Source organism: Neorhizobium sp. LMR1-1-1.1 (assembly GCF_040675795.1).
Lineage (GTDB): Bacteria > Pseudomonadota > Alphaproteobacteria > Rhizobiales > Rhizobiaceae > Neorhizobium > Neorhizobium cellulosilyticum.
Genome location: NZ_JBEGHE010000002.1, coordinates 1 through 23906, shown reverse-complemented (window position 1 = coordinate 23906; position 23906 = coordinate 1). Strand labels below are relative to the sequence as shown.

Here is a 23906-nt window from a genome sequence, read left to right as displayed (position 1 = left end):
ATGATGCCATGAACAATGATGCTGAAGGCAGTACACAGGATTCCTCCCTGTTGATCGATCAGCGCATCTCGGAACTCGACGACTGGCGCGGAGAGATGCTGGCTCATGTCCGTGCTCTCATCCACAAGGCTGTTCCAGATGTCGTCGAGACTTGGAAATGGCGCGGTGTACCGGTCTGGGAAAAGGACGGCATTATCTGCACCGGCGAGACCTATAAGGCGGTCGTCAAGCTGACCTTCTCCAAGGGAGCGTTCGTCGAGGACCCGTCCGGCCTTTTCAACGCCAGCCTTGAAGGCAATGCCCGTAGGGCGATCGACCTGCGGGAGGGCGAGACGATCGATGAGCAAGCCTTCATGGCGCTGATCCGCAACGCGGCGGCGCTGAATACTGCCAAGGCAAAGTCGAAAAGCCGCTCCTGATTAAGCAAAACCCGCGCTGGCGTTCTGCGCGCAGCAGCGTTACCCATTGTCATCCAATAGCATCGAAAGGCTTGAAGAGATGTCGGAAGCAAGGGTAGCGATCGTAACGGCGGGCGGCAGCGGCATGGGCGCAGCCTCGGCAAGAAAACTCGCAGCGGACGGTTTCAAGGTCGCGATCCTGTCGTCTTCCGGCAAGGGTGAGGCGCTGGCGCAGGAACTCGGTGGCATCGGTATCACCGGGTCGAACCAGTCCAATGACGATCTCAAGCGCCTCGTCGATACGGTGATGGATAGCTGGGGCCGCATAGATGTCCTAGTCAACAGCGCCGGCCACGGCCCTCGCGCCCAGATCATCGAGATCACCGACGAGCAGTGGCACACCGGCCTCGACGTCTACCTGATGAACGTCATCCGCCCGGTGCGCCTCGTGGCACCCATCATGCAGACGCAGAAATCCGGCAGCATCGTCAACATCTCCACGGCCTGGGCCTTCGAACCGTCGTCGATGTTCCCGACCTCCGCCGTTTTCCGCGCCGGACTTGCCTCCTACACGAAGATTTTCGCCGATACCTATGCCGCCGATAACGTGCGGATGAACAATGTCCTGCCTGGCTGGATCGACAGCCTGCCGGCCACCGAAGAGCGTCGTGATGGCGTGCCGATGAAGCGCTACGGCACGAGCGAGGAAATCGCAGCGACCGTCGCTTTCTTGGCTTCCGAAGGTGCGGGCTACATTACCGGCCAGAACCTTAAGGTTGACGGCGGTTTGACGCGCTCCGTGTGAGCGTGTCTCCATGTGGTGACGTCAGCGGACGACCTGCGCCGACTGACGTCGCCCACGCTTCCAGTTCACGAGCGGCCGCCGGATGAGGCGGTAGGCAACGAGTATGCCGATAAGCGCAATATGGGCGAATGGCCCCGAGGTCACCGATTTGACCGCCAGCACATAATGGATCGCACCACCAATGGCGATAAGATAGATCAGCTTGTGCAGCCGTATCCAGCCTTGCCCCATCTTGCGGATCGACCAGTTGTTGGATGTCACCGCCAGGGGAATAAGGCATAGCAGCGCTGCGAACCCGATGGTGATATAGGGCCGCTTTGCGATATCACCGCCGACCGCCGCGAAATTGAGCTGCAGGTCGAGAAGCAGATAAACAGAAAAATGCATCAGCACATAATAGAAGGCGAGCAGTCCGAGCGCCCGTCGATAACTCACCCAGTTGATGCCGAAGAGATCGCGCAAGGGTGTGATCGCGAGCGTCGCGATGATCAGGCGCAAGGCCCATATGCCGAGAAGGTGTTCAAAGGTCTTGACCGGATTGAAGCCGAGCCCGCCGGTTGCCGCCTGATAGAAATACCAGGCGGCCGGACAGAGGCCGATCACGTAGAGCGCCCAGATGCTGGCCGCATGATATTTGCGCGGCAGCGCAGGGATGGCGGCAGAGATCGAGGTCATTTTCAGTAATTCGCCTTAAGGTCCATGCCGGAGTAAAGGCTTGCCACCTCGTTAGCATAGCCGTTGAACGGCAGCGTATCGACCCGCTTCGTCCCGAAGAACCCGCCTTCACCGATCCGCTGTTCCGTCGCCTGGCTCCAGCGCGGATGATCCACCGCCGGGTTGACGTTGGAATAGAATCCGTATTCGCGGGCGTTTGAATTCTTCCAGGTGGTCTGCGGCTGTTCTTCCACCAGCTTGATCTTGACGATCGACTTGATGCTCTTGAACCCGTATTTCCATGGAACGACCAGCCGGATCGGTGCGCCGTTCTGGTTCGGCAACGTTTCGCCATAAAGCCCGGCGGCAAGAATGGTCAGCGGATGCCGCGCCTCGTCCATTCTGAGGCCCTCGATATAGGGCCAGGGCAGGGGCTGGAAGAGGCCGCCCTGACCCGGCATTTCCTCGGGCCGCACCACCGTTTCGAAAGCGACATATTTGGCGCTGCCAAGCGGCTCGACCTGATCGAGGATGGCCGAAAGCGGAAAACCGATCCACGGGATTACCATCGACCAGCCCTCGACGCAGCGCATCCGGTAGGTCCGGTCCTCGAGCTTCATCTTAAGGATTTCATCAAGCCCGAATTCCTTCGGCTTGCCGACCATACCCTCGACTTTGACGGACCAGGGCGTCGTCTTGAAGGCACCGGAATTCTGCGAGGGATCTTCCTTGTTGACACCGAATTCGTAGAAATTGTTATAGGTCGTCACCGCCTCCTTTGGTGTCAGCTTCTCATTCAGCTTGTAGGGACCGGGCACGGCGCTCAATGGCGCAGCTAAGGCTTCACTACTCGCTGCCAGACCGAACCCAGCGGCAGCTGCGGCGCCGATGAAGCCGCGGCGGGAGAGATAGATATCTTTCGGCGTGATCTCCGATGGCGAGATATGCGGCGGACGATAGGCGGGCATGGGATGTCTCCTCGGGCGCGATGCCGTTCCTTTGAACTATACGTAATCCCAAACCACTCGGTTTCACAGATGCCGGATTTTTCGCCGGAACCACGTTTGCGTGAGAAAAACCACATATTCTCTGTCCGGCCATCTTGGAACCGACATCCGCGATTCTCATTTGTAGCTTTGAACGAATATGGAGAATTGCCGGATGGCGACGAAGACCTGGGATGCCGCCAGCGGGCGGTTCGTCAAGGACGATCTGGATCACGTCGAAAAGCTCAAGCGCCTGCGCCGGCTGAACGGTATTGCGCGCCTGATGGATACGGCGATCCGCATTCCGGGTACCGGAATCCGTTTCGGCGCAGATTCCGCCTTCGGTCTCATTCCCGTAATCGGTGATGCGGGTGGAGCGCTGGTTGGTCTCTACCTCATCAACGAGGCGCGCCGCATGGGCGTGCCGTCCGCAAAGCTCGTCCAGATGCTGGGCAATCTTGGTGTGGATGCTTTCGTCGGCAGCGTGCCGGTCGCGGGTGACCTGTTCGACCTTTTCTTCAAGTCGCATCGCCGAAATCTCGATATTATTCTCGATCATTTCGACTTGCGTCGCGAGGATCTACGATAGGGCGGAGATCGGTTTGGATGAGAACCGTACCGTACCGTACTGATTTATCGATAACCGGCAGTGACAGTGATCAGCAGTTGGTTTAGGACATTTTTCAAAAATGCGGCCTTTTGTGTCTCTGCCGAGGAGCGGGTAGACTAGGGGCCTGATCGAGCGAGGAAAGATCCATGCCTGTTTATCGTTCCAGAACCACCACCCACGGCCGCAACATGGCCGGCGCACGCGGCCTTTGGCGCGCCACCGGCATGAAGGACGGCGATTTCGGTAAGCCGATCATTGCTGTCGTTAACTCGTTCACCCAGTTCGTGCCGGGCCACGTGCACCTGAAGGATCTCGGCCAGCTGGTTGCCCGTGAAATCGAGGCTGCCGGCGGCGTCGCCAAGGAATTCAACACGATCGCCGTCGATGACGGCATCGCCATGGGCCATGACGGCATGCTCTATTCGCTGCCGTCGCGCGAGATCATCGCCGACTCGGTCGAATACATGGTCAATGCGCATTGCGCCGATGCCATGGTCTGCATCTCCAATTGCGACAAGATCACCCCCGGCATGCTGAATGCCGCCATGCGCCTCAATATCCCCGCCGTTTTCGTTTCCGGTGGTCCGATGGAGGCCGGTAAGGCGACCGTGCATGGCAAGAAGGTCGCGCTCGATCTCGTCGACGCCATGGTCGCAGCGGCAGACGAGAGCTATACGGACGAGGAAGTCGAGACCATCGAACGCTCCGCCTGTCCCACCTGCGGCTCCTGCTCCGGGATGTTTACTGCAAACTCGATGAACTGCCTGACCGAGGCGCTCGGCCTGTCTCTGCCCGGTAACGGCTCGACGCTCGCCACCCATTCGGATCGCAAGCGCCTGTTCGTCGAAGCCGGTCACCTGATCGTCGATCTTGCACGTCGTTATTACGAACAGGACGACGCGAGCGTTCTGCCGCGCAACATCGCCACCAAGCAGGCTTTCGAGAACGCTATGTCGCTCGATATCGCCATGGGCGGTTCGACCAACACGGTTCTTCACATTCTCGCTGCTGCGTATGAAGGCGGTGTCGATTTCGGCATGGAAGATATCGATGCGCTGTCGCGCCGTGTCCCGTGCCTGTCCAAGGTCGCGCCGGCCAAGCAGGATGTCCACATGGAAGATGTCCACCGCGCCGGCGGCATCATGCGCATCCTGGGCGAACTCGACCGCGGCGGCCTGATCAACCGCGATTGCTCCACGGTCCATGAAGCGACGCTCGGTGACGCCATCGATCGTTGGGATATCACCCGCACCAATTCCGAAACCGTCCGCACCTTCTTCAAGGCCGCTCCCGGCGGCGTGCCTACCCAGGTCGCGTTCTCGCAGTCCTCTCGCTGGGATGAACTCGACACCGACTCCGAAAAAGGCGTTATCCGCTCGGTCGAAAAGCCGTTCTCCAAGGACGGCGGTCTGGCCGTGCTTTACGGCAATATCGCGCTCGATGGCTGCATCGTCAAAACCGCCGGCGTCGATGAATCGATCCTGAAGTTCTCCGGCCCGGCTCGCGTGTTCGAAAGCCAGGACGCCTCCGTCAAGGCCATCCTCTCCAACGAGGTCAAGGCCGGCGATGTCGTCGTCATCCGCTACGAAGGCCCCAAGGGCGGTCCGGGCATGCAGGAGATGCTTTATCCGACCAGCTATCTGAAGTCGAAGGGTCTCGGCAAGGCCTGTGCGCTGATCACCGACGGCCGGTTCTCAGGTGGTACCTCGGGCCTCTCCATCGGCCACGCTTCGCCTGAAGCCGCCCAGGGCGGCGCCATCGGCCTCGTGCAGGAAGGCGACCTGATCGAGATTGATATTCCGAACCGGACGATCAACCTCAAGGTCTCCGACGCCGAGCTTTCCGCCCGCCGTCACGAGCAGGATGCGCTTGGCTGGAAGCCGGCTGCTCCCCGCAAGCGCAATGTCACGACAGCGCTCAAGGCCTACGCCGCGTTTGCCGCCTCTGCCGACAAGGGCGCAGTCCGGATCCTGCCGGAGTAAGGATTTTCACTGCTGCAAATTTCTCCAAAGCCCCGCCCGGTTTTCCCGGCGGGGCTTTGTGTTATGGTGGAGCAATCACGCAAGGAAACAGGATATGTCCGAGCTTCATCGCATCACATTCGATCCGCAGGTCTGCTCCGGCCGCCCGACCATCCGTGGGCTGCGCATTCGCGTGAAGGATATTCTGGAGCTTATGGCTGCCGGTGCCGGCCACGACGAGATACTTGAGGATTATCCAATGCTGGAAAGAGAAGATCTTACCGCCATATTGGAATACGCCGCGCGCCAGAGCGACCACACGGTTCTGCGCGTCGCCTGATGCGTTTCCTGATCGATGCGCAACTTCCACCAGCGCTTGCCAGATGGCTGACAGAGCGAGGCCACCGGGCCGAACATGTCATCGACCATGACCTCCAGTCGGCGTCGGATCGGCAGATCTGGGAATTCGCGCTAGACAATACTTGCGTCATCGTCACCAAGGACGAGGACTTCGCCCAGCGGCGAGCGCTGACCAAAGTCGGTCCGGCAATCATATGGGTGCGATTGCCCAATTCCAGACGCCGGGACCTGCTAAATTGGTTTGAACAGGTGTTTCCCGGTATCTTGAACGCCCTGGATCGTGGTGAAACGATCATCGAAGTTCTTTGAAAGATGGCCGCTGGGGCAGCGGTCTTTGCTGCAAGGGTGGGCGATCACAGCAGAATGTGATCCACCGGCTTGGGCATGGGCGGCAGGTCTGTATCTCCCAGCATGCTGCGTAGGTCGATTTCGATCACGGTTGAGATGGCGGCAATCGGCAGGTCGTTTGGCAATGTCCCGAACGGCTCTTCCAGCTCATCACCGAGCGCATCGAGCCCGAAGAACGTATAGGCGACGAGACCTGCGGCTAGCGGCGTCGCCGGACCGAGCACATCGGCGAAGCCGAACGGCACCATGAAGCAGAACATGTGCGCCGTTCGATGGATGAGCAGCGTATAGCCGAACGGAACCGGCGTCGTTCTCAATCTTTCGCAGGCGGCGAGCGAGCCACTCAGTCGCGTCATTGTCCGGTCGAACAGCGAGAATTCCACATCGCTCAGCATACCGTTTCGCTGTAGCTCGATCAGCTGGCGGCCGATAAGGTCGACGATATGGACGGGCGGATGCCTAGAGGCCTTGATCGCGTCGGACATCTCCTTCGGCAGGAGGCGGACTGCGCTGTTGTTCGGACAGTCGCCACCGCGCAGGAATTTTACCAGTTCGTCGGCAAGTACGACGGTCAGAAGCAGGATGAGGCGTCGTGCTTGAGCCGCCTCCGCGCTGCGGGCCTCGAAAAGCTCCGTCTGCCGTGCAAGATCGCGGCTCGCCGCCAGCAGCTCCCCCCAGTTCTTGCGCGCTTCCCACCAGCGCTCGTAACAGGCACTGTTGCGGAACGAGAGGAAGATCGATAGCGCGATGCCGATCAGCGTAAACGGCGCGCCGGCGACCGAAGGCACGAATTGTGGTGCGAGGCGATGCGCGATGACGATAATCGCCGACATCGCGACGACGACGAGCATCTGGGGAAAGATCCGCTGGATGACGGATCCGCGGTAGATGAAGAAAAGCTGCCCGAGCGTGGGGCGTTCACGAATGATCATGCTGAAATGCCGAATTGGCCGACGCTAATTGTCGATGACAGGAGGGGTGTTTCCGGACGCGGCCGGACCCGGTCATCCGCCGCCTTGAGACACCCGCGCTCCCGTCCGCTCCTTGGGAATCTCGTCCGCGACCAGACGACGCAGCAAGATTAGTCGATTGTCGGCGGCACCGCACCGGTCAAGCTTGGGCATGCGGCGGAAAGCCGCATGGCTTCGCTCGATCGGATTGCGGCAGATCATTGCACGCCGAATTAAAGCGGTCGGCTGAGCCCTTCAAAGGCTTGCGTGAGCTGCTTCATGCGCGCTTCATAGGCCGCCGTCAGGCAAGCGACATCGCCGCCGCAGGCCTGGCGCTTTTTTAGCCATGCGCTCTGTTCGTCACGAAGTGCGTCTCGGGTTCCCATGGCAAGCAGGCTAGTGAGGATATCGAAAGTCGTGGCCATCTTCACATCCGCGTCGTTGAGCACGCGCGTATCGCAGATCGCCTTTTCATCGGCGGCAAGATCGGTCCGTTCGCAGTCGAAACTCGCAGCAGATGCAGGAATGGGAAAGGTGGGGGCGATGAGAAAGCTCATTACGCCTAAAACAGCCAGTCTCGATTTCATCGTCCATGCTCCTGATCTTGCGCCGGAGACCGGTCAGAAGAACTCCTTCAGGCTCCAGACCATGAAGATGATGCAGGCAAGCCATATGGCAAGGATGAAGAAGAGACCCGACCGACTGACGGGACGGCCCGACCGTTGTTCGGCCGCCAGACGGAACTCCGACATCAGCTCCTGCGGCACAAGCCGGATGGCGATCAGGATGCCGACCGGCACCAGAATGAGATCGTCGAGATAACCGAGAACGGGAATGAAGTCGGGGATAAGGTCGATAGGGGAGAGCGCGTAGGCCGCCACTGCTCCTGCCACCAGTTTGGCGCTCAGCGGCACGCGCGGGTCACGGGCGGCAAGCCACAGGGCGACGATATCGCGCTTGAGGGCCTTTGCCCATGCTTTTGCCTTTTTCAGCATCTTCTTATCTCGGTTGAGGCCGCTACCCTATAGACGAACGAATGCCCGTTTTGTCTGGCAAGGTCACCTTTATTTTCCAGCCTCCGGCGCTAAAACTCGATCCGGAAATTCGCAAAGAGGAATCACATGCCCAACCTGCTCAAGCGTCTCTCGGTCGGTCTTCTCGTCCTAGCCGTGGTTTGTCCCGTAACTGCCTATGCGCAGGACAGCAAAGCGGTCCCCCAGAGCCGTCAGGAGATGCAACTGTCCTTCGCGCCGCTGGTCAAGCAGACGGCCGGTGCCGTGGTCAATGTCTATGCCGAACGCCTCGTGCAGCGCCCGAACATGATGACAGGCGACCCCTTTTTCGATCAATTCTTCGGCCAGCGCATGCCGAACAGATCGGAAAAGCAGTCCTCTCTCGGCTCCGGCGTGATCCTCTCGCATAACGGTCTCGTGGTCACCAACAATCACGTCATCCAGGGCGCCGACGACATCAAGATCGCGCTCGCCGATGGCCGCGAGTTCCCTTGCGAGCTGGTGCTGAAAGATGAGAGCGTCGATCTCGCGGTCCTGCGGATCAAGAGTAAGGAGAATTTCCCGGTGCTTGGCATCGCCGATTCCGACCGCACCGAGGTCGGTGATCTGGTTCTGGCGATCGGCAATCCCTTCGGTGTCGGCCAGACCGTCACCAGTGGTATCGTTTCGGCGCTTGCCCGTAATCAGGTGTCGAGCGGTGATTTCGGCTTCTTCATCCAAACGGACGCATCCATCAATCCGGGCAATTCCGGCGGCGCGCTGATGAACATGAATGGCGAGCTGATCGGTATCAATACGGCGATCTTTTCCCGTGGCGGCGGCTCGAATGGCGTCGGTTTCGCCATACCCGCCAATCTCGTGAAAGCTTTTCTGGTTGCGGCCGAAGAAGGCAAGACGACGTTCGAGCGGCCCTATGTCGGTGCGACCTTCGATGCCGTCACCTCCGATGTCGCCGAAGCTCTTGGTCTGAAAGCCGCTCGCGGCGCCTTGGTCGTGCGGACTGTCGAGGGTGGTCCGGCCGACAAAGCGGGCCTCAAGCCCGGCGAAGTGATCACTGCCGTCAATGGCGTTGCAGTCGAGCATCCCGATGCCCTCGGTTACCGCCTGACCACGGCCGGTCTCGGCAAAAAGGCGGATCTCACGGTCCAGACAAGTGACGGGCAGCGGGAGATGACGCTGGTGTTGAACACCGCCCCGGAAACCACGCCGCGCGACGAGCGCTTGATGGAGGGCCGCAACCCGTTTTCCGGCCTGCATGTTGCGAACCTATCGCCCAAGCTTGCAACCGAGCTTCACCTGTCGACCGAAAAGACCGGCGTCGTCGTGACCGATGTCACCCGCGGATCGCCTTCTGCACGTCTTGGTTTCCAGCCGAACGACATCATCGTTTCCATCAACGGCAGCACGGTCAACACCACCAAGACGCTCGAAGACATGCTGGATGCAGACCCGAGCTTCTGGCGCGTCGAAATCGAACGTGGCGGCCAGCGCATCCGGCAATTCTTCCGATGAGCAACGACCTGTTCTCTCCCAGTATTCCAGATGATGTCGCCAGCCGGAGACCGTTGGCCGACAGGTTGCGCCCGACCTCGCTCAGCGAGGTCACCGGCCAGTCACATCTGACGGGAGAGGACGGTACGCTGCGCCGCATGATCGCATCCGGCACGCTTGGCTCGATGATCTTCTGGGGACCGCCGGGAACGGGAAAGACAACCGTTGCCCGGCTCCTGTCCGGAGAGACGGGCCTCGCCTTCGAGCAGATTTCGGCGATATTCTCGGGTGTCGCCGACTTGAAAAAGGTTTTCGAGATGGCGCGCCTGCGCCGGATGGACGGGCGACAGACGCTCCTCTTCGTCGACGAGATCCATCGGTTCAACCGCGCCCAGCAGGATAGCTTCCTGCCGGTCATTGAGGATGGCACCGTGATCCTTGTCGGCGCGACGACCGAAAATCCGAGCTTCGAACTGAATGCCGCTCTCCTGTCACGTGCCCGCGTCCTGACATTCAGGGCGCATGACGAGGAGAGCCTGGAGGAACTTCTCAAGCGTGCCGAAGATGTGGAGAAAAAGCCGCTACCGCTCGATGACGAGGCACGGGCGACACTCATCCGCATGGCGGATGGCGACGGCCGTGCAGTCTTGACGCTGGCGGAAGAAGTCTGGCGCGCCGCAAGGGCAGGGGAAGTCTTCGATACGGCCGGCCTGACCGAGATCGTCCAGCGCCGCGCTCCGATCTATGACAAGGGGCAGGACGGTCATTACAATCTGATCTCGGCCCTGCACAAAGCCGTTCGCGGCTCCGATCCGGATGCTGCACTCTATTATCTCGCCCGTATGTTCGATGCCGGTGAGGATCCGCTCTATCTCGGTCGACGCCTGGTCAGGATGGCGATCGAGGACATCGGCCTTGCCGATCCGCAGGCGCTCGTCGTCTGCAATGCCGCCAAGGATGCCTACGATTATCTCGGTTCGCCGGAGGGCGAACTGGCGCTCGCCAATGCCTGCGTCTATCTCGCAACCGCTCCGAAATCCAATGCTGTCTATACCGCCTTCAAGTTAGCGATGCGGGCAGCCAAGGAGAACGGCTCGCTTGTACCGCCCAAGCACATCCTCAATGCACCGACCAAGCTGATGAAGCAGGAAGGCTATAGCGACGGCTATCGCTATGACCACGATGAGCCGGATGCCTTTTCCGGCCAGAACTATTTCCCCGAGAAAATGGGCCGCCAGACGTTTTACGACCCGCCGGAGCGTGGTTTCGAGCGTGAGATCCGGAAAAGGCTGGAGTGGTGGTCGAAACTGCGCAGGGAACGCGGCGAACCCTGATGTCTTGGCCTAGAGATGCCGTTCTATCCATTGCTCCGCGAGGCTCGCCCAGGACGCATGCGTGCCGGATTTGTCTCTGAGCGCAAAACCGTGAGGAGCTGTCCCGAAGATATGGGCATCCACCTCACGCTTGGCCTGCCGGGCCGATCGGATCAGGTTGAGCACGTGATCCACCGGCACGGATTGATCATGCAACGCATAGGCAAGAAATAGCGGTATATTTGGCATTCCGTGCGGTATCGCCGCTATCCCGATCGGCCAGTCATCGTAAAAAGCCTGTTTCTCGACCGGAGGATAGTCTGGTTTTCCCGCAGGCGCTTTGTAATCCCGGTGATTGGCGTTTACCGGTGCATAGGCGATGATCGCACCTTTTGCTGCAAGCGGATGATTTTGGCAGGCCATCACGCCAGCGAGGTGCCCTCCTGACGAAAGGCCGACATGGAAAAGCGGCAGATGCGGGCTGTTTTTATGCAGATAATCGAGGCAGGAAAGCGAGTCGGTTAGTGCAATATCCTTGGGATGCAGACCTTCCTCAGCTTGGGAGCCAGGCAGGCGATGCGTCACGACATAGGCGTCGATAGAAAGCGAATTCAGCCAGAGCGCGACCTCGACGCCTTCCTTGTCATGCATCAGCTTCAGATATCCGCCGCCGGGATAGATCAATGCCTGTGCTTTCGGCTTCGTGACTTTATAGGCATGTAGTTCCAGCCGCCGGACAATCTCATAACTCCGGTCAGGCCACGAGCCGCTCAGCTGGTTAGCCGCCTCGTTTGAGAGGGGAATAACGTTTCCATCCATGCTGGTCTCGATATGTTGCAATTCCGCCAAAGCTGTATCCTCCCATGCAGCATGCTCATCACGACCTGGTGAAGAGCAGGCCGCATGGTGTTCACAGAACGCATGGCGATCAAGATGATGAGATTACGCATCTTGACGCATCATGCGCCCACGCGTCCGTATAATTTGATCACGAAACCTGCTATTGTGGGCTTTGCATCGCTGGTGCGGGAATAAGTTTGACAGAAGATTCCGCCAATCCATGGTGGCCTTCGGTATCGACGATCAAGTGCCAGTGCCCATTTTCTGGGATGACCAGCCGAACCGGCGATTTGCGCGCAATGCCACCGGCATATTTGAAATCGAGTCGTTCTGTAAATCGCTGATAGTTCACCGCATTCATGAGGCGAATATTGTTTACCGCACTCAATGTCACCTCGATCGCGGTGCCCGCGCGCTGTGGTTTGAGATCGTAATGGGTGAAACGGAAATTTGGTCCCGTCATGTAAGTCTCTTTGCTACCCCGTCCAGGTTTGCGCAACTTTAGCGGCTGTCGGGTTAAGGATTGGTGGAACCTAACCCTCGCTGGTGGGTTATATTGGTGAATGGCAAAGCTGAGAGCGATCGATGCAGTTGCCATAGGAATAAAGCCGGTGGTGCCCGTCCCCTGTGCCGCCCGACAATAAAAATGAGACATATAATTAGAACCTCGCCGCGTCCCCTCGGCGAGGTTTCTTTTGCGTTGAGTTATCTCCGATTTTCGACATCAAGCTGTTGAGCGAGTGTCAATATTGTGTCGCAGATTGGTGTCGGGACGTTCGCAAGCTTTCCGAGTTCGACCACCATCCCGTTGAGCGGAATGATTTCCAGCGCCTTTCCGGCAATCAGGTCTTGAAGCATGGACGTCTTGACCGGGCCAAAGCCGTTGGCGCTAGCAAACTGTTCGTCTGCTGATCGTTGGAACTGGCAACCGAGCGCGATACCGACCGCCTGCACCTCGTTCATGATCTTGCGAACCATCTGCGCCAATTCTGGATTGGCCATCAGGTCGACCATCAGTGTCCGCGTCAACGCGCTGATCGGATTGAACGCGGCATTGCCCCTAAGCTTGGACCAGATCTCGTCGCGGATGCGAGCAGTAGGTCGGATATCGAGACCGGCCTGACCGAGCAAGTCTGCAACGGCCTGCAAATCGTCGGAGAGCTTGCCGTTTGGTTCTCCGAGGAAGAAATGGCCCTTGCCGTTGAGCTTGGTACGGCCGGGCTGGATTACTTCGGCGCCCTGGTATGCCACGCAACCAATGACGCGCTTGGGACCGATCAGCGTCCACAATTTGCCGTCCGGATCGAGTTGCGGCAATTGCAATTCTGCAAATCCGCTTGTCTCATCTTTATGGAAGTACCACCATGGTATGCCATTGAGGATCATCATCACCCGCGTTTGGGGGTGAAGCAGAGATGCGATGCCGTCGGCTGCTGCGGAAAGTTGATGCCCCTTCAGGCCGGTGATCACGAGATCCTGCGGTGGAAGGCTTGAAGGATCGTCAGTTGCCGTAACTCGTACTGAAATCGCAGGAAAAGCCTCGTTGTCATATATGACACTCAAGCCCTGTTCTCGAATTGCTGCGAGTTGTGCCCCTCGGGCAATGACGGAAACGTCCACCTTCCCTTCAAGGGCATGCGCGATATTTGCCGCAAACGCCCCTCCAAGTGCGCCTGCGCCATAAATGCAAATTGTCTTTATGCTCATCGTCCCTCGCTGCATTCCAATTGTCTGAGGCAGGGTAGAGCAGCGAGGGCCGCAAGGTGAAGGAGTTTTTGTAATAATTCAATTTCTGCGTAGCGCCGCAGGTCAGTGAGGTCGAAGGATTGGCAAGAGTTCGTTTCGCCTCAACTCATCTATCGCGACCACAGCTTCGTCGAGAGGCCATCCTGCATCGAGTGCAGCGGAAAGCATCTTGAGCTCGGCCTCCTGCTCAAGGGCCAGAAACAACGGCTCAAGAGCCTCCTGGACCGTGAGAACATGGTCTTTCGGCGAGGCGACGGATTGGCGTGCGTCGTTCGGCATGGATGCAGTTCTCCTCTCTTTTTTTGCGCGAATCCCTGTCAATTTCCCGGGAACGGAAAAAGTTCCCGTCGAAACCTCTTTTATTTTTGAACTAGCGCTGGCCGATGGAGAATTCGCCTCTTGAAGCGTTTCTGCAATGGCTGGTCGAGCCAAATCGTCACGCACCATGAAATGGCGACGATCAAGGTGACGAGAGCAATGCCGGGAAATGGCATCATTTCCGGGTTGGCGATGCCGGGAGCGATAACATGCGCCCAGTCAAGCAACGGAGTATGCAGCACATAGACGGCATAGGAGGCGACCCCGAGAAAATTCGCGACGGATGAGGTCCTCGGGCCGGGCACGATCGCACTAGCCCAGTAGAGTAGTATCGGCCAGACGAAGAAAACGACAAGCAGGTCGAAGATCCATCGCCAGTCCCGTGGAGTCGGGAACGCGAGTACAAGCATCAGTATCCCAAGGCAAAGGAGTGCCTGTACCGGTCGCATCACGGGCATCTTGCGACGGTAGCGATAGATCAGCATCCCCATGGAGAATGAAAAGAAGACGCGAGCCATACCTGCATACATTTCATGCCAGCGGAAACCGGCATGCAGACGCTCGAATTGCAGGGCGGCCACCACCAGAAGCATAGCGCTTATTGCGAGCACGATGCCAATCTGGATCAGCGTAGCCCGCGCCCCCCGCAGAGCATAGGCCATGTTTGCAACAAGTTCGTTGAACAGCGACCATGCCGGATGGACCAGGAAAAGCGCCGCGTTGAACGAGATGGTGACAGGCGAGGGAAGGAAGAAAAGCCCGGTTGCGAAAGCAAGCAGAAGTTCGTTCGGGATCACATGTTCGTCTGCCATGACCGGAAGGCCCGCAAGATACATATAAATGTAGTACGCCGTAACCAGCGCCAGCGCGATCGCATAAAGGGGATAAAGTCTCAGCAGCCGGGCTTTCATGAATTGTAGCGGTGAAATACGCCCTTCTGAAAGCGAAGTGCCGTAGGCATGGGCAAGCACGAAGCCACTCAAGGCGAAAAACAGATCGACCCCCAGATAGCTGGAGGGCAAGGCGTCTCCTAGCAGATCCTCGGCATGACGCTGGATGATGAATATCGCAGCAATGCCCCTCAACCCGTCGAGGAGGACAAAACGGTCTCTGGCTGATCGTTTTCCTGTTTCCATAATACCCCGAGGGTTGCTGTCTGGCGGACTCGATAGGATTCCGAACAAGATAGTATCCAACGTTGCGCCGGCCAGATCTTTCGCTGATTTGGCTTCTGGAATTTGTCTAAGCTGACAATGAATTGTCAGACGAAATGCGGCTCTCAACCCCCCTCGCGATGTCGTGAATGCCCGGTGCAAGCCTTTCTGCGGTGACACCGGTAGCAGTTAATGGAGTGTTTATAAATTCGTGAAATTAGAAGGCAATCGGTGCGGGATCGCACATGCGGCCGGGGGTAGGGCAAATCCGCATGAGTGACCCGAGGCTTAAGAGCTGGATGTATCGCCTGCCCATCCACCAGACGCAGGCTGTGTATGGAGTAAATCTATTATGAACAACAAGCCCTTCGCGCTGGCTCTTGCCGCCGTTTTCGTTTCCGGCTCTGTAATGTCGGTATCTGCTGCTGACCTGACCAGCTCCTATGAGCCGCCCGCTTACAACGAGCCTTCTGGCCCGTCCTCCGACTGGAGTGGCGCTTACGTTGGTCTGAATGCCGGTACCGCTTCCGACAAGCTGAACCCGTTCTCGAGTTCCTCTGAATTCACGGGCGGCATTCATGGCGGTTACAACACCGAAATCAATGGTGTCGTGGTTGGTGGTGAAGCCGAGCTCTCCCATCTCGGTGATGCGGAAGTTGGTGTGCGCGGCGGTACGCTGAAGGAACGTTACCGCGTCGCAGCCAAGGGTAAGGTCGGTGCACCGCTTGGCAATACGCTGGTTTACGGTACCGCCGGTGTGGCAATGACCAGCCTGCGTGACAACGGTGCGACTGAAGGCCCGGATGGCTGGAAGCCTGGCTGGCTGGTCGGCGCAGGTGTCGAGCAGAAGATCACCGGCAATCTCTCGGGTCGGGTTGAATACAACTATACCCAGACCAACGATGTTCGCAGCTTCCGTGCTGGCACGACTTCCGAGAAGGATATCGGCGACCACACGATCAAGGCCGGCGTAAACTACCGGTTCTAAAATATCGAGCTTCAAGGCTCGTGAATGACATGACGATGGCGCCGCATACCTTAGGGTCTGCGGCGCCATTTTCGTTTGTCTTAAACGAAATGCGTGGGCTACGGGCGTCGGCTGCATGAATAAGATGTGGGCGGCTGCCGAAGCCGATAATCAGGCGATCTGCAATAATTAGGTTTTCTGATTACAGAAATTATACTTGAGTATAGATTCATAAATTCAGGTTTTTCCTGTTTTAAATATGAAGAATTACCAATAAATCGACTTGTTTTTTGACGTTTGTCACTGTTTTTCAAGTATTTGTACTTGGTTATTTTCGATGCATTAATTCATCTGGGATCTTCTGTCGACACTGCAGGTGAGCCTGCTTGAGCCGTCGCATGATGCGCGCACCCAATCCTCAGTCATTTCTGTGACGCCGCTGCACATTCAGTTGCGGTTATGGCGCATTTCCCACCCTGTCGATTTCATAGGTACTATTACGATGTTGAAGCATATACGCATCAGAACCAAGATCCTTCTGTCCATCGGCGTATTGGCGCTTATCTCTCTCTGCGGAGTGTCCTACCTCACTTACAAGTTCGATGAAGCCAGTCTCGCCTATAACGAATTTCTAAATACCGAAGCGAAGGCTGCCCTGTTGTCGGCAAGAGCAAGCTCCGGCGTCAACGGCGCCGCCGTTCGCCTGGGCCGCCTTTTGCTGTTTTCGCCCGATGCACCGCAATTCGAAACGGCACAGAAGGAATTCAATTCACTTCTTGATATCGCCGTCGGCCGCATGCAGGAGCTTTCGGTACTTGTTCCGAGCACCAAACAGGCGATGGACAACCTTATGGTCGACATTAGCGGCGTGCGGGAGCTTCTTGCTGATATCGTGAAGCTGCGCGATGATGGGCAGTATCCGGCTGCCGTGGCTCGGATGGGGGCGCTTGAAGGTCTGACAACGCGGATCTCCAAGCAGTTCAACGACAGCAATAGCGCCTTGCAGGCGGTGCAGACCGCCGGCACGGATCGTCTGGCGGCACTCGTGCACAAAACAATCGTGACCAACATGGCCGCTATGGTCATCAGCATTGTTCTCGTTCTTGTACTCGCTGCGTATTTTGTCCAACAAGGAATAACCAAGCCGATGAATGGCTTGCGCGCGCAGATGCAGCAATTGGCACGCGGAGAGACATCCGGAGAGATCGTCGGTCGCGATCGGCGTGACGAGATTGGGGAGATGGCGGCCACAGTCGCGATTTTCCGGGAAAATGCGATTGAGCGTGCTCGTCTGGAAGAGCAGACGGAAGCAACCAGGAGCAACGCCGAAAGCGAAAGAGCGCGTCAGGAAATCGAGAAAGCCACGGAGGCCCGCAACGTCCAGTTCGCACTTCAGTCGCTCGGCAATGGGCTGAAGCGGCTGGCCGCTGGCGATCTGGTGACAAGTATCGATACGCCGTTTGTGGCTGATCTCGACATCGTTCGCGAGGATTTCAACGACTCGCTGAGCAGGGTTCGCGAGGCGATGCAATCCGTTGGTTTCAATGCGAAGGCAATTACCGCCAGTGCCAACGAGCTTCTTGCTTCGGCTGACGATATGTCCAGTCGCACGGAGCAGCAGGCTGCTTCTGTCGAAGAGACGGCCGCAGCGCTCGAGGAGATCACCACCACCGTCAAGGACGCGGCGAGCCGTGCCGAAGAAGCCAGCCAGCTTGTTGCCCGTACGCGTGCAGGGGCGGAGAAATCCGGCGAGATCGTTCGAGACACAGTGAATGCGATGCATCAGATCGAGCGTTCCTCGTCTGAAATCAGCAACATCATCGGTGTGATAGACGATATTGCCTTCCAGACGAACCTTCTGGCGTTGAATGCCGGGGTCGAGGCCGCACGCGCGGGTGATGCGGGCAAGGGCTTCGCCGTAGTGGCTCAGGAAGTTCGCGAGCTGGCCCAGCGTTCAGCCGCTGCCGCCAAGGAAATCAAGACGCTGATCAATACCTCCGGCGGCCATGTCGAGCAGGGCGTCAATCTGGTCGGCGAGACCGGGAAGGCACTTGATGCAATCGTGGCTGAGGTCCATGAGATAAATCGGCATGTTCAAGCGATCGCAGAAGCGTCACGCGAACAGTCGCTTGGCCTTCAGGAAATCAGCACGGCCGTCAATACGATCGATCAGGGAACGCAGCAGAATGCGGCAATGGTTGAGCAATCGACCGCTGCCAGCCATAGTCTTGCAAAGGATGCCGAGGCGCTGATGACGTTGCTTGGCCAGTTCCAGGTCGGCAGCGAAAGTCCGCAATCTTTCCGCTCCGCCGAGCGGCCTGCTTTCGATCGGCAGGCCTCACGTGTATCCGCACCGGTGCGCGTCGCCGAGCAGGATGAACGGCCTCGCTTGTCTCCTGCTCGTTCCCTGGGGCGAAAACTCGCCTCCGCATTCGGTGGTGGTTCGGCATCAGCCGCTGCGGTAAAAGAGTCGGAATGGACTGAGTTCTGAGGCTTCTCTAACTCAAGCCATCCATGAGTTGCAGCCAAATCTGAACGGGCCTTCGAACCTTTGTGGCGAAGGCCCGTAATCATTTTACGGATTGATCACGTCAGGTGGGATTGCACTTCATTCCATTGCGTCGGGCATTGTCGACACAGTCACTCCTGTTGACGTAGCTCTCTGCCGAAGCGCCTACTATGCGGCCATTTGATGCCGTGCGGCGCCAGCGCCATTGGCTGCCACTCTGATAGATTTCCCAAGTATCCCCATTGCTGTCCTTGCAATTCGGCATGTCGTCCTCCCGAGTGTTACAGCGAGAACGCTAGGCGATTCGGCAGGACCGCTCCACGAAGCGGATGCAGCTGCTAGGTGTATCTATGCGCGGATCCGGTTGTGCTTGTGGCTGACTTCCGCTAGCTCCGTTAGCCGCCGGACCAGAATCGGTCGTGATCGAATTCTTCTGCGATCGAAAGCGGCAACGGCGTTGTGCTCTCCGGTTTTGCCGTCAGGTCCGTCAATGTTCTGCCGATGACGACCGGCGCGGCCATGCCGACATTCTCGGCAGGGGCAGCGAGCGCCCATGACAGAAGCGTGTCTTCGCCATCGAATTCGTCCTCGACATCGAGATCTGGTCCCGAGATCGGCAGCAAAGCGATCGAGCCTTCCGGTGCTCGCAGCAATTTCATCCCGTCTGGTGCAGCAAGTGCCGCAAGGGCGCTGAAGGCCGGCGTGCTTGCAGGCGCCGAAGCCGCTACCGGTCTTGCCGCAATGACGGGCGCAAGGCTCGGTGTCGGCACGAGCGATGCGGTCTGCACGGGATCAACATCGACAGCCTTCGAAGGCCGCAGGATTGGCAATGGTGCGGAGAGAGCTGCAAGATCGGCAAATTCTGGATCGCTCTTGCGGCTCGCTGCCTTGGCGATAGCCGTTGGGCTCGTCTGTTCCGCAAGTGCTTCCGCCGCACGGCTCTTCGGTGTCGGCAGCATCGCGGTCAAGAGGCCGCTGCCACCACGTTTTGCGCTGCCGGTATCCTCGTCATCATCCGGTGCCGTGCTGGCGATCTGGATCGATTGCGATCCGATGCGACGCTTGTAGTCGGCCACCGCCTGATCATAACCGGGGAGCGGTCGTCCATCTGCCGGCACATGCATCGTCCTGCCGTTCGGAAAAACACCCACCAGTTCCTTGCGCGACATGCGCGGCCAGGCGCGCACACTGCCGACATCGAGATGCACGAAGGGGGAACCGGAGGTCGGGTAAAAGCCGACACCGCCGACCTGCGCTTGCATGGCAAGCCGGCGCAACGTCGAGATTTTTACGCCCGGAATATAGAAATCCATCGCCTTGCCCAGCATGTGCTGGCTTTTCTTGGCAACGCCGGTACTGCGCGAGCGACCGCGCAGCATGCTGTTGGTGGCCGGCGAGCGATAGGCGGAAACGACATGGATATAGTCGGTGGCGCCGCTGCGCTGGTAAACTTCCCAGACGAGATCGAGAAGGCGCGGGTCCATCCGCGTCGACTGGTTGCGACGCCAGTCGCGCAACAGCCGGTTGGCCTGCGCAAGGCCCTTCTGGTCAAACCTGCCATTGCGCTTGTAGGTAATCGCTGCCCGCTCGCCTGTATGGGTAAAGTGCAGTTTCAGCGTCCGGTCTTCCGCAAACGCCATCGCGGCAGTTCCAGCACATGCGGAAAGCGCGAGAACCACGGCGCAGGAGGCCTTGGCGATGGTCAATGCCGTATCGGCGGCATGGCCAAGAAGCGTGCGGATAGCACTCTTGATGGGAGCATTCGACAGGGGCTGGAACACGACACAACTCGCTTTACGCCAAGATCACCACACCGGGACAAAGGACGAGAACCCGGCAACGAAGCCCTGATTATGGTCAATGAAATGCTAATAGGAGGTTGACGAAATATTAGCCGTGCCGATCCGACACGCTTTCGTGAAGCCCATGGCAGCTTTTGCACCAATCTGTTGGCCGGTCCGGCTTGTCTGAGCCGCCGACATGATGCCGGCAGAGGCTTGTGGATTTTCCCGCTGAAGTCGTGCAGGTTGCGCAGATGAGTGGCCGTGGCTCGCTGGATCTCATGACCTCGCGCGCTATTTGCCTTGATGGCGACAGATGGGGTGTTTCGAGCAGTTGGGCGGGCGAATATTGCGATTTGTTTTGCGGTTTATGGGATCCCTGAGCGCAACGGGGGTGTTGCTCGCACTTCTCTTTTTTGCAGCCTCCCTCACGCCAAGCCTCATGCCACGGTCCTGGCTCATCCAGGGTGTCTTGTCCGGTGCCTGCGCTGCGACCGGTTATGCGTTCGGCGTCTTCATCGGCTGGCTCTGGCGTTATCTGGAACTTCCATGGTTTTCGAAACAAGCGGCCCCTTTGAGGGCAACCACGCTTCTGTTCGCCATCATCGTATCGGTCGTGTTCCTCTGGCACGCGGTCGAATGGCAGAATTCGATCCGCACGCTCTGGCAGATGCAGCCGCAGCAAAGCGCCGATCCGTTTCGTCTGGCAGGGATAGCCGCAATCACCTTTGCGATATTGTTGGCGCTTGGCTGGCTATTCCAATTGGCTGCGAGCCGTTTTTCCCACTGGCTCGATGCGATCATGCCGCGCCGGGTTTCCAACGTTATCGGCCTGACACTTGCGATCGCCGTATTCTGGTTGATCGGGCAGGGGCTGCTTGTCAGATGGGCGCTCGATGCGACCGATGCCTCGTTCCAAAAGGCCGACGCGCTGATCGAGCCTGACGAGACACCGCCGGCAAGCCCCTTCGTGACCGGCGGCCCGGGATCGCTGGTGGGCTGGGACACGCTTGGCCGACAGGGCAGGGCGTTCGTCTCAAGTGGCCCGAAAGCCGCCGCTATCGGCGATTTCCGGCAGAAGCAGGCCATCGACCCAGTGCGCGTCTATGTCGGTCTGAACAGTGCCGAAACCGTCGAGGAGCGTGCGGCGCTTGCCCTGAGGGAACTTCAACGACAAGGCGGCTTCGAGCGCTCGCTCCTGGTCGTCGTTGTTCCCACCGGCACCGGCTGGGTCGATCCGGCCGCCATGGATACGCTCGAATATCTGCATGACGGCGATGTCGCGAGCGTCGCCCTGCAATATTCCTATCTGTCAAGCTGGCTATCGTTGCTGGTCGAACCGGAAAACGGACAGGATGCGGCGCGGGCGCTGTTCCAAGCCGTCTATGACCATTGGAAAACACTGCCGAAGGATCGGCGGCCGCGCCTCTACCTGCATGGCCTTAGTCTCGGCGCGCTGAATTCGCAGCTCTCCACCGACATCTATGATGTAGTGGCCGATCCGTTCCAGGGCGCTCTGTGGAGCGGTCCGCCATTCCGTAGCGCCAGATGGAATGCGATCACCGCGATGCGCCAGAAGGGTTCTCCCGCCTGGCTGCCGAAATTCCGCGACGGATCGAATGTGCGTTTTGCAAATCAGGAGGAAACCGCGTCAGACGGCTTTGCGCCCTGGGGGCCGATCCGCATGATCTATCTGCAATATGCGAGCGACCCCGTTACCTTCTTCGATCCGTCCTCGTTTTTCCGCGAGCCTGCCTGGTTGAGAGGTACGCGCGGGCCGGACGTGTCGCCGAGCTTTACCTGGATCCCGGTCGTAACCGGCCTGCAGCTGGCGGTCGACATGGCGATCGCTACCAGCTCGCCGATCGGCCACGGCCATGTCTATGCGTCGGAACACTATATCGATGCCTGGATCCCGCTGACGGATCCGGCGGTCTCGGTCGATGACGTGACCCGCCTCAAGCAACATTTCCGCTCGATCGTCGACTGATGCTTCGGCTGCCGAAATGGCGGGGGTTTCGGATTGAAAACAACGCGTCCATCATGCGGTGGCCGGCTGGTTATCCGCGCTCGGGCGCAAGGGAGAGTAGGTTACATTTCATTGTTTTCGCTCGGTTTAATTCCTTTGCCTGCAATGATCTGCCTCAATGAACTATCCGCCCGCCGCTCCATTCTGGCTGGTAACGGTTTCGTTGGTTGCGCCCAAAAGCCTTGCCTTGGATCGCCAGCCGGTCGATATCCGCGTGGTAGTTTTTCCATTGATGAACTGGAAGTGACAGACATGACCAAGCGAATTTTTGCCTCCCCCGGCCGTTATATTCAAGGAAGCGGCGTCATTGCCGAACTCGGCGATTATCTTTCCGAAATGGGCACCAAGGCTCTTCTCGTCTCCGACGATATCGTCTGGGGTCTGATTGGCACGAAGGTCGAGGCGGCAGTCTCCGGCAAGGTCGAATTTGCCCGCGAAAAATTCTCAGGCGAAGCCTCCACCAACGAGATCAACCGTCTCGTCGACGTGGCGAAGAAAAACGGCACCAACCTCGTCGTCGGCATCGGCGGCGGCAAGACGCTGGATACGGTGAAGGCCGTGGCTGACGAGTTGAAGAGCCCCGTCATCATCGTGCCGACCATCGCCTCCACAGACGCGCCCTGCAGCGCGCTTTCGGTCATCTATTCCGATGACGGCGTCTTCGAGAAATACCGTTTTTATGCCAAGAACCCGGATCTGGTTCTGGTCGATACCTGGATCTGCGCCCAGGCGCCGGTCCGCCTCTTCGCATCGGGCATCGCCGATGGCCTTGCGACCTATGTCGAGGCGCTCGCCGTTCAGCGCTCCAATTCCAAAACCATGGTCGGCGGCTCCGCCACCATCGCCGGCATGGCAATTGCCGAAGCCTGCGAAAAGACGCTTCTGACCTATGGTCTGAGCGCCTATCAGGCCGTCGAAAAGAAGCTGGTGACGCCGGCCGTCGAAGCAGTCGTCGAAGCCGCAACGCTTCTCTCCGGCCTTGGCTTCGAAAATGGTGGTCTGGCTGCCGCCCACGCCATCCATAACGGCTTCACGGCGCTCAATGGTGATATCCATCACCTCACCCACGGCGAAAAGGTCGCCTACGGCACACTCGCCCATATGATCCTCGAACAGCGCCCCGACGACGAGATCGCCGGCTATATCGACTTCTACCGCTCGATAAAGATGCCGGTAACGCTCGCCGAACTGCATCTGGAAGGCGTCTCCCGCGAAGACCTGATCAAGGTCGGCCAACTCGCCAACAGCAAGGACGACACGCTGCAGAACCTGCGCGCCGACTTCACGGCGGAAGAGGTGGCGGATGCGATCTTTGCGGTGGATGCACTGGCGAAGGTTGTTTGATCAATGACTGCGCCGGGCATCTTCGGGTGCCCGGTTGCTGCCGCCGGCATGTTCGGCGGTCACTCTCGCGAACGAGGCACTAGGCCACAAGCGCCTAGGCGGTGCCTTCAAGGTCAAATCAGGCTATGCCTCGTGAAATTGATCGACGCCTTCAGCCTATGCTGTTGAAAGTCTGAAAATAGGTGAGCGCAAGTTTTCCTTATGTAGTGGCCCCCTAAACCCCCGGACACGATCTCCCACTTGTTAAGTGTTAGGAGTAATGTGCCCATTATGACCAGTCACATACCTAAGATAGAAGTGTTGTCCGGCCCTGAGCGCCGCCGTCGCTG

Annotated in this window: 24 protein-coding genes; 12 read left to right on the top strand and 12 right to left on the bottom strand. The window is 58.5% G+C overall.

Features of this window, described 5'->3' with window-relative positions:
* Window positions 1–8: 8 nt before the first annotated feature.
* A complete protein-coding gene (locus MRBLMR1_RS07895) occupies window positions 9–419 on the top strand; it encodes a DUF1801 domain-containing protein (RefSeq protein WP_148145282.1) in 411 nt (136 codons plus the stop codon).
* Between the two features lie 79 nt (window positions 420–498).
* A complete protein-coding gene (locus MRBLMR1_RS07890) occupies window positions 499–1203 on the top strand; it encodes an SDR family oxidoreductase (RefSeq protein WP_148145300.1) in 705 nt (234 codons plus the stop codon).
* Between the two features lie 21 nt (window positions 1204–1224).
* Here MRBLMR1_RS07890 and msrQ read toward each other — a convergent pair whose 3' ends face one another.
* Window positions 1225–1878 (bottom strand): protein-methionine-sulfoxide reductase heme-binding subunit MsrQ, encoded by a 654-nt coding sequence (gene msrQ / locus MRBLMR1_RS07885; RefSeq protein WP_500064053.1) that lies wholly within the window; start codon window positions 1876–1878, stop codon window positions 1225–1227.
* 2 nt (window positions 1879–1880) lie between these two features.
* Window positions 1881–2825: a protein-methionine-sulfoxide reductase catalytic subunit MsrP gene (gene msrP / locus MRBLMR1_RS07880; RefSeq protein ID WP_148145280.1), complete on the bottom strand. Its 945-nt coding sequence runs from the start codon at window positions 2823–2825 to the stop codon at window positions 1881–1883.
* Window positions 2826–3018: 193 nt separating this feature from the next.
* Between msrP and MRBLMR1_RS07875 the strand changes: the two genes are divergently transcribed.
* The 4 genes from MRBLMR1_RS07875 to MRBLMR1_RS07860 all read left to right on the top strand — a co-directional run bounded on the left by MRBLMR1_RS07875 (window position 3019) and on the right by MRBLMR1_RS07860 (window position 6083).
* A complete protein-coding gene (locus MRBLMR1_RS07875) occupies window positions 3019–3432 on the top strand; it encodes a DUF4112 domain-containing protein (RefSeq protein ID WP_148145279.1) in 414 nt (137 codons plus the stop codon).
* Between the two features lie 167 nt (window positions 3433–3599).
* Window positions 3600–5435 carry a dihydroxy-acid dehydratase gene (gene ilvD / locus MRBLMR1_RS07870; RefSeq protein WP_148145278.1) on the top strand — a complete coding sequence of 612 codons (1836 nt, stop codon included), beginning with the start codon at window positions 3600–3602 and terminating at the stop codon, window positions 5433–5435.
* Window positions 5436–5529: 94 nt separating this feature from the next.
* Window positions 5530–5754: a DUF433 domain-containing protein gene (locus MRBLMR1_RS07865; protein ID WP_148145277.1), complete on the top strand. Its 225-nt coding sequence runs from the start codon at window positions 5530–5532 to the stop codon at window positions 5752–5754.
* Entirely contained in the window at window positions 5754–6083 is a 330-nt protein-coding gene (locus MRBLMR1_RS07860) for a DUF5615 family PIN-like protein (RefSeq protein ID WP_148145276.1), read from the top strand. Before MRBLMR1_RS07865 ends, MRBLMR1_RS07860 begins: the two co-directional genes overlap by 1 nt.
* A 44-nt stretch (window positions 6084–6127) precedes the next feature.
* On the opposite strand, the gene MRBLMR1_RS07855 is transcribed toward MRBLMR1_RS07860, so the two are convergent.
* The 3 genes from MRBLMR1_RS07855 to MRBLMR1_RS07845 all read right to left on the bottom strand — a co-directional run bounded on the left by MRBLMR1_RS07855 (window position 6128) and on the right by MRBLMR1_RS07845 (window position 8067).
* Window positions 6128–7054, bottom strand: coding sequence for a bestrophin family protein (locus tag MRBLMR1_RS07855; protein WP_148145275.1), 927 nt, complete (start codon window positions 7052–7054; stop codon window positions 6128–6130).
* A 251-nt stretch (window positions 7055–7305) separates the two neighbouring features.
* Window positions 7306–7659, bottom strand: a complete 354-nt coding sequence (locus MRBLMR1_RS07850; protein ID WP_500064052.1) for a lysozyme inhibitor LprI family protein — start codon at window positions 7657–7659, stop codon at window positions 7306–7308.
* A gap of 33 nt (window positions 7660–7692) precedes the next feature.
* Window positions 7693–8067 (bottom strand): YkvA family protein, encoded by a 375-nt coding sequence (locus MRBLMR1_RS07845; protein ID WP_148145274.1) that lies wholly within the window; start codon window positions 8065–8067, stop codon window positions 7693–7695.
* A 126-nt stretch (window positions 8068–8193) separates the two neighbouring features.
* Here MRBLMR1_RS07845 and MRBLMR1_RS07840 point away from each other — a divergent pair, with 126 nt between their 5' ends.
* Window positions 8194–9597 carry a DegQ family serine endoprotease gene (locus MRBLMR1_RS07840; protein WP_148145273.1) on the top strand — a complete coding sequence of 468 codons (1404 nt, stop codon included), beginning with the start codon at window positions 8194–8196 and terminating at the stop codon, window positions 9595–9597.
* Window positions 9594–10910 (top strand): replication-associated recombination protein A, encoded by a 1317-nt coding sequence (locus tag MRBLMR1_RS07835; protein ID WP_148145272.1) that lies wholly within the window; start codon window positions 9594–9596, stop codon window positions 10908–10910. Before MRBLMR1_RS07840 ends, MRBLMR1_RS07835 begins: the two co-directional genes overlap by 4 nt.
* Window positions 10911–10919: 9 nt before the next feature.
* Here the strand turns inward: MRBLMR1_RS07835 and MRBLMR1_RS07830 are convergent, their stop codons facing one another.
* The 5 genes from MRBLMR1_RS07830 to MRBLMR1_RS07810 form a co-directional block, all read right to left on the bottom strand.
* The gene (locus MRBLMR1_RS07830) at window positions 10920–11738 is read right to left on the bottom strand and encodes a prolyl oligopeptidase family serine peptidase (RefSeq protein ID WP_210297779.1); all 819 of its coding nucleotides are present in this window, start codon (window positions 11736–11738) and stop codon (window positions 10920–10922) included.
* A gap of 151 nt (window positions 11739–11889) precedes the next feature.
* Window positions 11890–12192, bottom strand: a complete 303-nt coding sequence (locus tag MRBLMR1_RS07825; RefSeq protein ID WP_148145271.1) for a DUF1883 domain-containing protein — start codon at window positions 12190–12192, stop codon at window positions 11890–11892.
* A 242-nt stretch (window positions 12193–12434) separates the two neighbouring features.
* The gene (locus MRBLMR1_RS07820) at window positions 12435–13436 is read right to left on the bottom strand and encodes a 2-dehydropantoate 2-reductase (RefSeq protein WP_148145270.1); all 1002 of its coding nucleotides are present in this window, start codon (window positions 13434–13436) and stop codon (window positions 12435–12437) included.
* 102 nt (window positions 13437–13538) lie between these two features.
* The gene (locus MRBLMR1_RS07815; RefSeq protein ID WP_148145269.1) at window positions 13539–13754 is read right to left on the bottom strand and encodes a hypothetical protein; all 216 of its coding nucleotides are present in this window, start codon (window positions 13752–13754) and stop codon (window positions 13539–13541) included.
* An 80-nt stretch (window positions 13755–13834) separates the two neighbouring features.
* The gene (locus tag MRBLMR1_RS07810) at window positions 13835–15076 is read right to left on the bottom strand and encodes an acyltransferase family protein (protein ID WP_500064051.1); all 1242 of its coding nucleotides are present in this window, start codon (window positions 15074–15076) and stop codon (window positions 13835–13837) included.
* A gap of 223 nt (window positions 15077–15299) precedes the next feature.
* Between MRBLMR1_RS07810 and MRBLMR1_RS07805 the strand changes: the two genes are divergently transcribed.
* The gene (locus MRBLMR1_RS07805; protein ID WP_148145268.1) at window positions 15300–15935 is read left to right on the top strand and encodes an outer membrane protein; all 636 of its coding nucleotides are present in this window, start codon (window positions 15300–15302) and stop codon (window positions 15933–15935) included.
* A 481-nt stretch (window positions 15936–16416) separates the two neighbouring features.
* Window positions 16417–18405, top strand: coding sequence for a methyl-accepting chemotaxis protein (locus MRBLMR1_RS07800; protein ID WP_148145267.1), 1989 nt, complete (start codon window positions 16417–16419; stop codon window positions 18403–18405).
* Between the two features lie 100 nt (window positions 18406–18505).
* Here MRBLMR1_RS07800 and MRBLMR1_RS07795 read toward each other — a convergent pair whose 3' ends face one another.
* Both MRBLMR1_RS07795 and MRBLMR1_RS07790 read right to left on the bottom strand, forming a co-directional pair.
* The gene (locus MRBLMR1_RS07795; RefSeq protein WP_148145266.1) at window positions 18506–18688 is read right to left on the bottom strand and encodes a DUF1508 domain-containing protein; all 183 of its coding nucleotides are present in this window, start codon (window positions 18686–18688) and stop codon (window positions 18506–18508) included.
* A gap of 130 nt (window positions 18689–18818) precedes the next feature.
* Window positions 18819–20204 (bottom strand): peptidoglycan L,D-endopeptidase MepK, encoded by a 1386-nt coding sequence (locus MRBLMR1_RS07790; RefSeq protein WP_500064050.1) that lies wholly within the window; start codon window positions 20202–20204, stop codon window positions 18819–18821.
* A gap of 442 nt (window positions 20205–20646) precedes the next feature.
* Between MRBLMR1_RS07790 and MRBLMR1_RS07785 the strand changes: the two genes are divergently transcribed.
* Both MRBLMR1_RS07785 and MRBLMR1_RS07780 read left to right on the top strand, forming a co-directional pair.
* On the top strand, window positions 20647–22194 hold the full coding sequence (locus MRBLMR1_RS07785; RefSeq protein WP_500064049.1) for an alpha/beta hydrolase: 1548 nt from the start codon (window positions 20647–20649) through the stop codon (window positions 22192–22194).
* Between the two features lie 291 nt (window positions 22195–22485).
* Window positions 22486–23577 (top strand): glycerol dehydrogenase, encoded by a 1092-nt coding sequence (locus MRBLMR1_RS07780; protein WP_148145264.1) that lies wholly within the window; start codon window positions 22486–22488, stop codon window positions 23575–23577.
* Window positions 23578–23906 lie beyond the last annotated feature (329 nt).

What these genes read in the sequence shown, in the direction of transcription:
- MRBLMR1_RS07895 (WP_148145282.1), top strand. Translation starts at nt 9, where the DNA reads ATGAACAATGATGCTGAAGGCAGTACACAGGATTCCTCCCTGTTGATC.
- MRBLMR1_RS07890 (WP_148145300.1), top strand. Translation starts at nt 499, where the DNA reads ATGTCGGAAGCAAGGGTAGCGATCGTAACGGCGGGCGGCAGCGGCATG.
- msrQ (WP_500064053.1), bottom strand. Translation starts at nt 1,878, where the DNA reads ATGACCTCGATCTCTGCCGCCATCCCTGCGCTGCCGCGCAAATATCAT.
- msrP (WP_148145280.1), bottom strand. Translation starts at nt 2,825, where the DNA reads ATGCCCGCCTATCGTCCGCCGCATATCTCGCCATCGGAGATCACGCCG.
- MRBLMR1_RS07875 (WP_148145279.1), top strand. Translation starts at nt 3,019, where the DNA reads ATGGCGACGAAGACCTGGGATGCCGCCAGCGGGCGGTTCGTCAAGGAC.
- ilvD (WP_148145278.1), top strand. Translation starts at nt 3,600, where the DNA reads ATGCCTGTTTATCGTTCCAGAACCACCACCCACGGCCGCAACATGGCC.
- MRBLMR1_RS07865 (WP_148145277.1), top strand. Translation starts at nt 5,530, where the DNA reads ATGTCCGAGCTTCATCGCATCACATTCGATCCGCAGGTCTGCTCCGGC.
- MRBLMR1_RS07860 (WP_148145276.1), top strand. Translation starts at nt 5,754, where the DNA reads ATGCGTTTCCTGATCGATGCGCAACTTCCACCAGCGCTTGCCAGATGG.
- MRBLMR1_RS07855 (WP_148145275.1), bottom strand. Translation starts at nt 7,054, where the DNA reads ATGATCATTCGTGAACGCCCCACGCTCGGGCAGCTTTTCTTCATCTAC.
- MRBLMR1_RS07850 (WP_500064052.1), bottom strand. Translation starts at nt 7,659, where the DNA reads ATGAAATCGAGACTGGCTGTTTTAGGCGTAATGAGCTTTCTCATCGCC.
- MRBLMR1_RS07845 (WP_148145274.1), bottom strand. Translation starts at nt 8,067, where the DNA reads ATGCTGAAAAAGGCAAAAGCATGGGCAAAGGCCCTCAAGCGCGATATC.
- MRBLMR1_RS07840 (WP_148145273.1), top strand. Translation starts at nt 8,194, where the DNA reads ATGCCCAACCTGCTCAAGCGTCTCTCGGTCGGTCTTCTCGTCCTAGCC.
- MRBLMR1_RS07835 (WP_148145272.1), top strand. Translation starts at nt 9,594, where the DNA reads ATGAGCAACGACCTGTTCTCTCCCAGTATTCCAGATGATGTCGCCAGC.
- MRBLMR1_RS07825 (WP_148145271.1), bottom strand. Translation starts at nt 12,192, where the DNA reads ATGACGGGACCAAATTTCCGTTTCACCCATTACGATCTCAAACCACAG.
- MRBLMR1_RS07820 (WP_148145270.1), bottom strand. Translation starts at nt 13,436, where the DNA reads ATGAGCATAAAGACAATTTGCATTTATGGCGCAGGCGCACTTGGAGGG.
- MRBLMR1_RS07815 (WP_148145269.1), bottom strand. Translation starts at nt 13,754, where the DNA reads ATGCCGAACGACGCACGCCAATCCGTCGCCTCGCCGAAAGACCATGTT.
- MRBLMR1_RS07805 (WP_148145268.1), top strand. Translation starts at nt 15,300, where the DNA reads ATGAACAACAAGCCCTTCGCGCTGGCTCTTGCCGCCGTTTTCGTTTCC.
- MRBLMR1_RS07800 (WP_148145267.1), top strand. Translation starts at nt 16,417, where the DNA reads ATGTTGAAGCATATACGCATCAGAACCAAGATCCTTCTGTCCATCGGC.
- MRBLMR1_RS07795 (WP_148145266.1), bottom strand. Translation starts at nt 18,688, where the DNA reads ATGCCGAATTGCAAGGACAGCAATGGGGATACTTGGGAAATCTATCAG.
- MRBLMR1_RS07785 (WP_500064049.1), top strand. Translation starts at nt 20,647, where the DNA reads ATGCCACGGTCCTGGCTCATCCAGGGTGTCTTGTCCGGTGCCTGCGCT.
- MRBLMR1_RS07780 (WP_148145264.1), top strand. Translation starts at nt 22,486, where the DNA reads ATGACCAAGCGAATTTTTGCCTCCCCCGGCCGTTATATTCAAGGAAGC.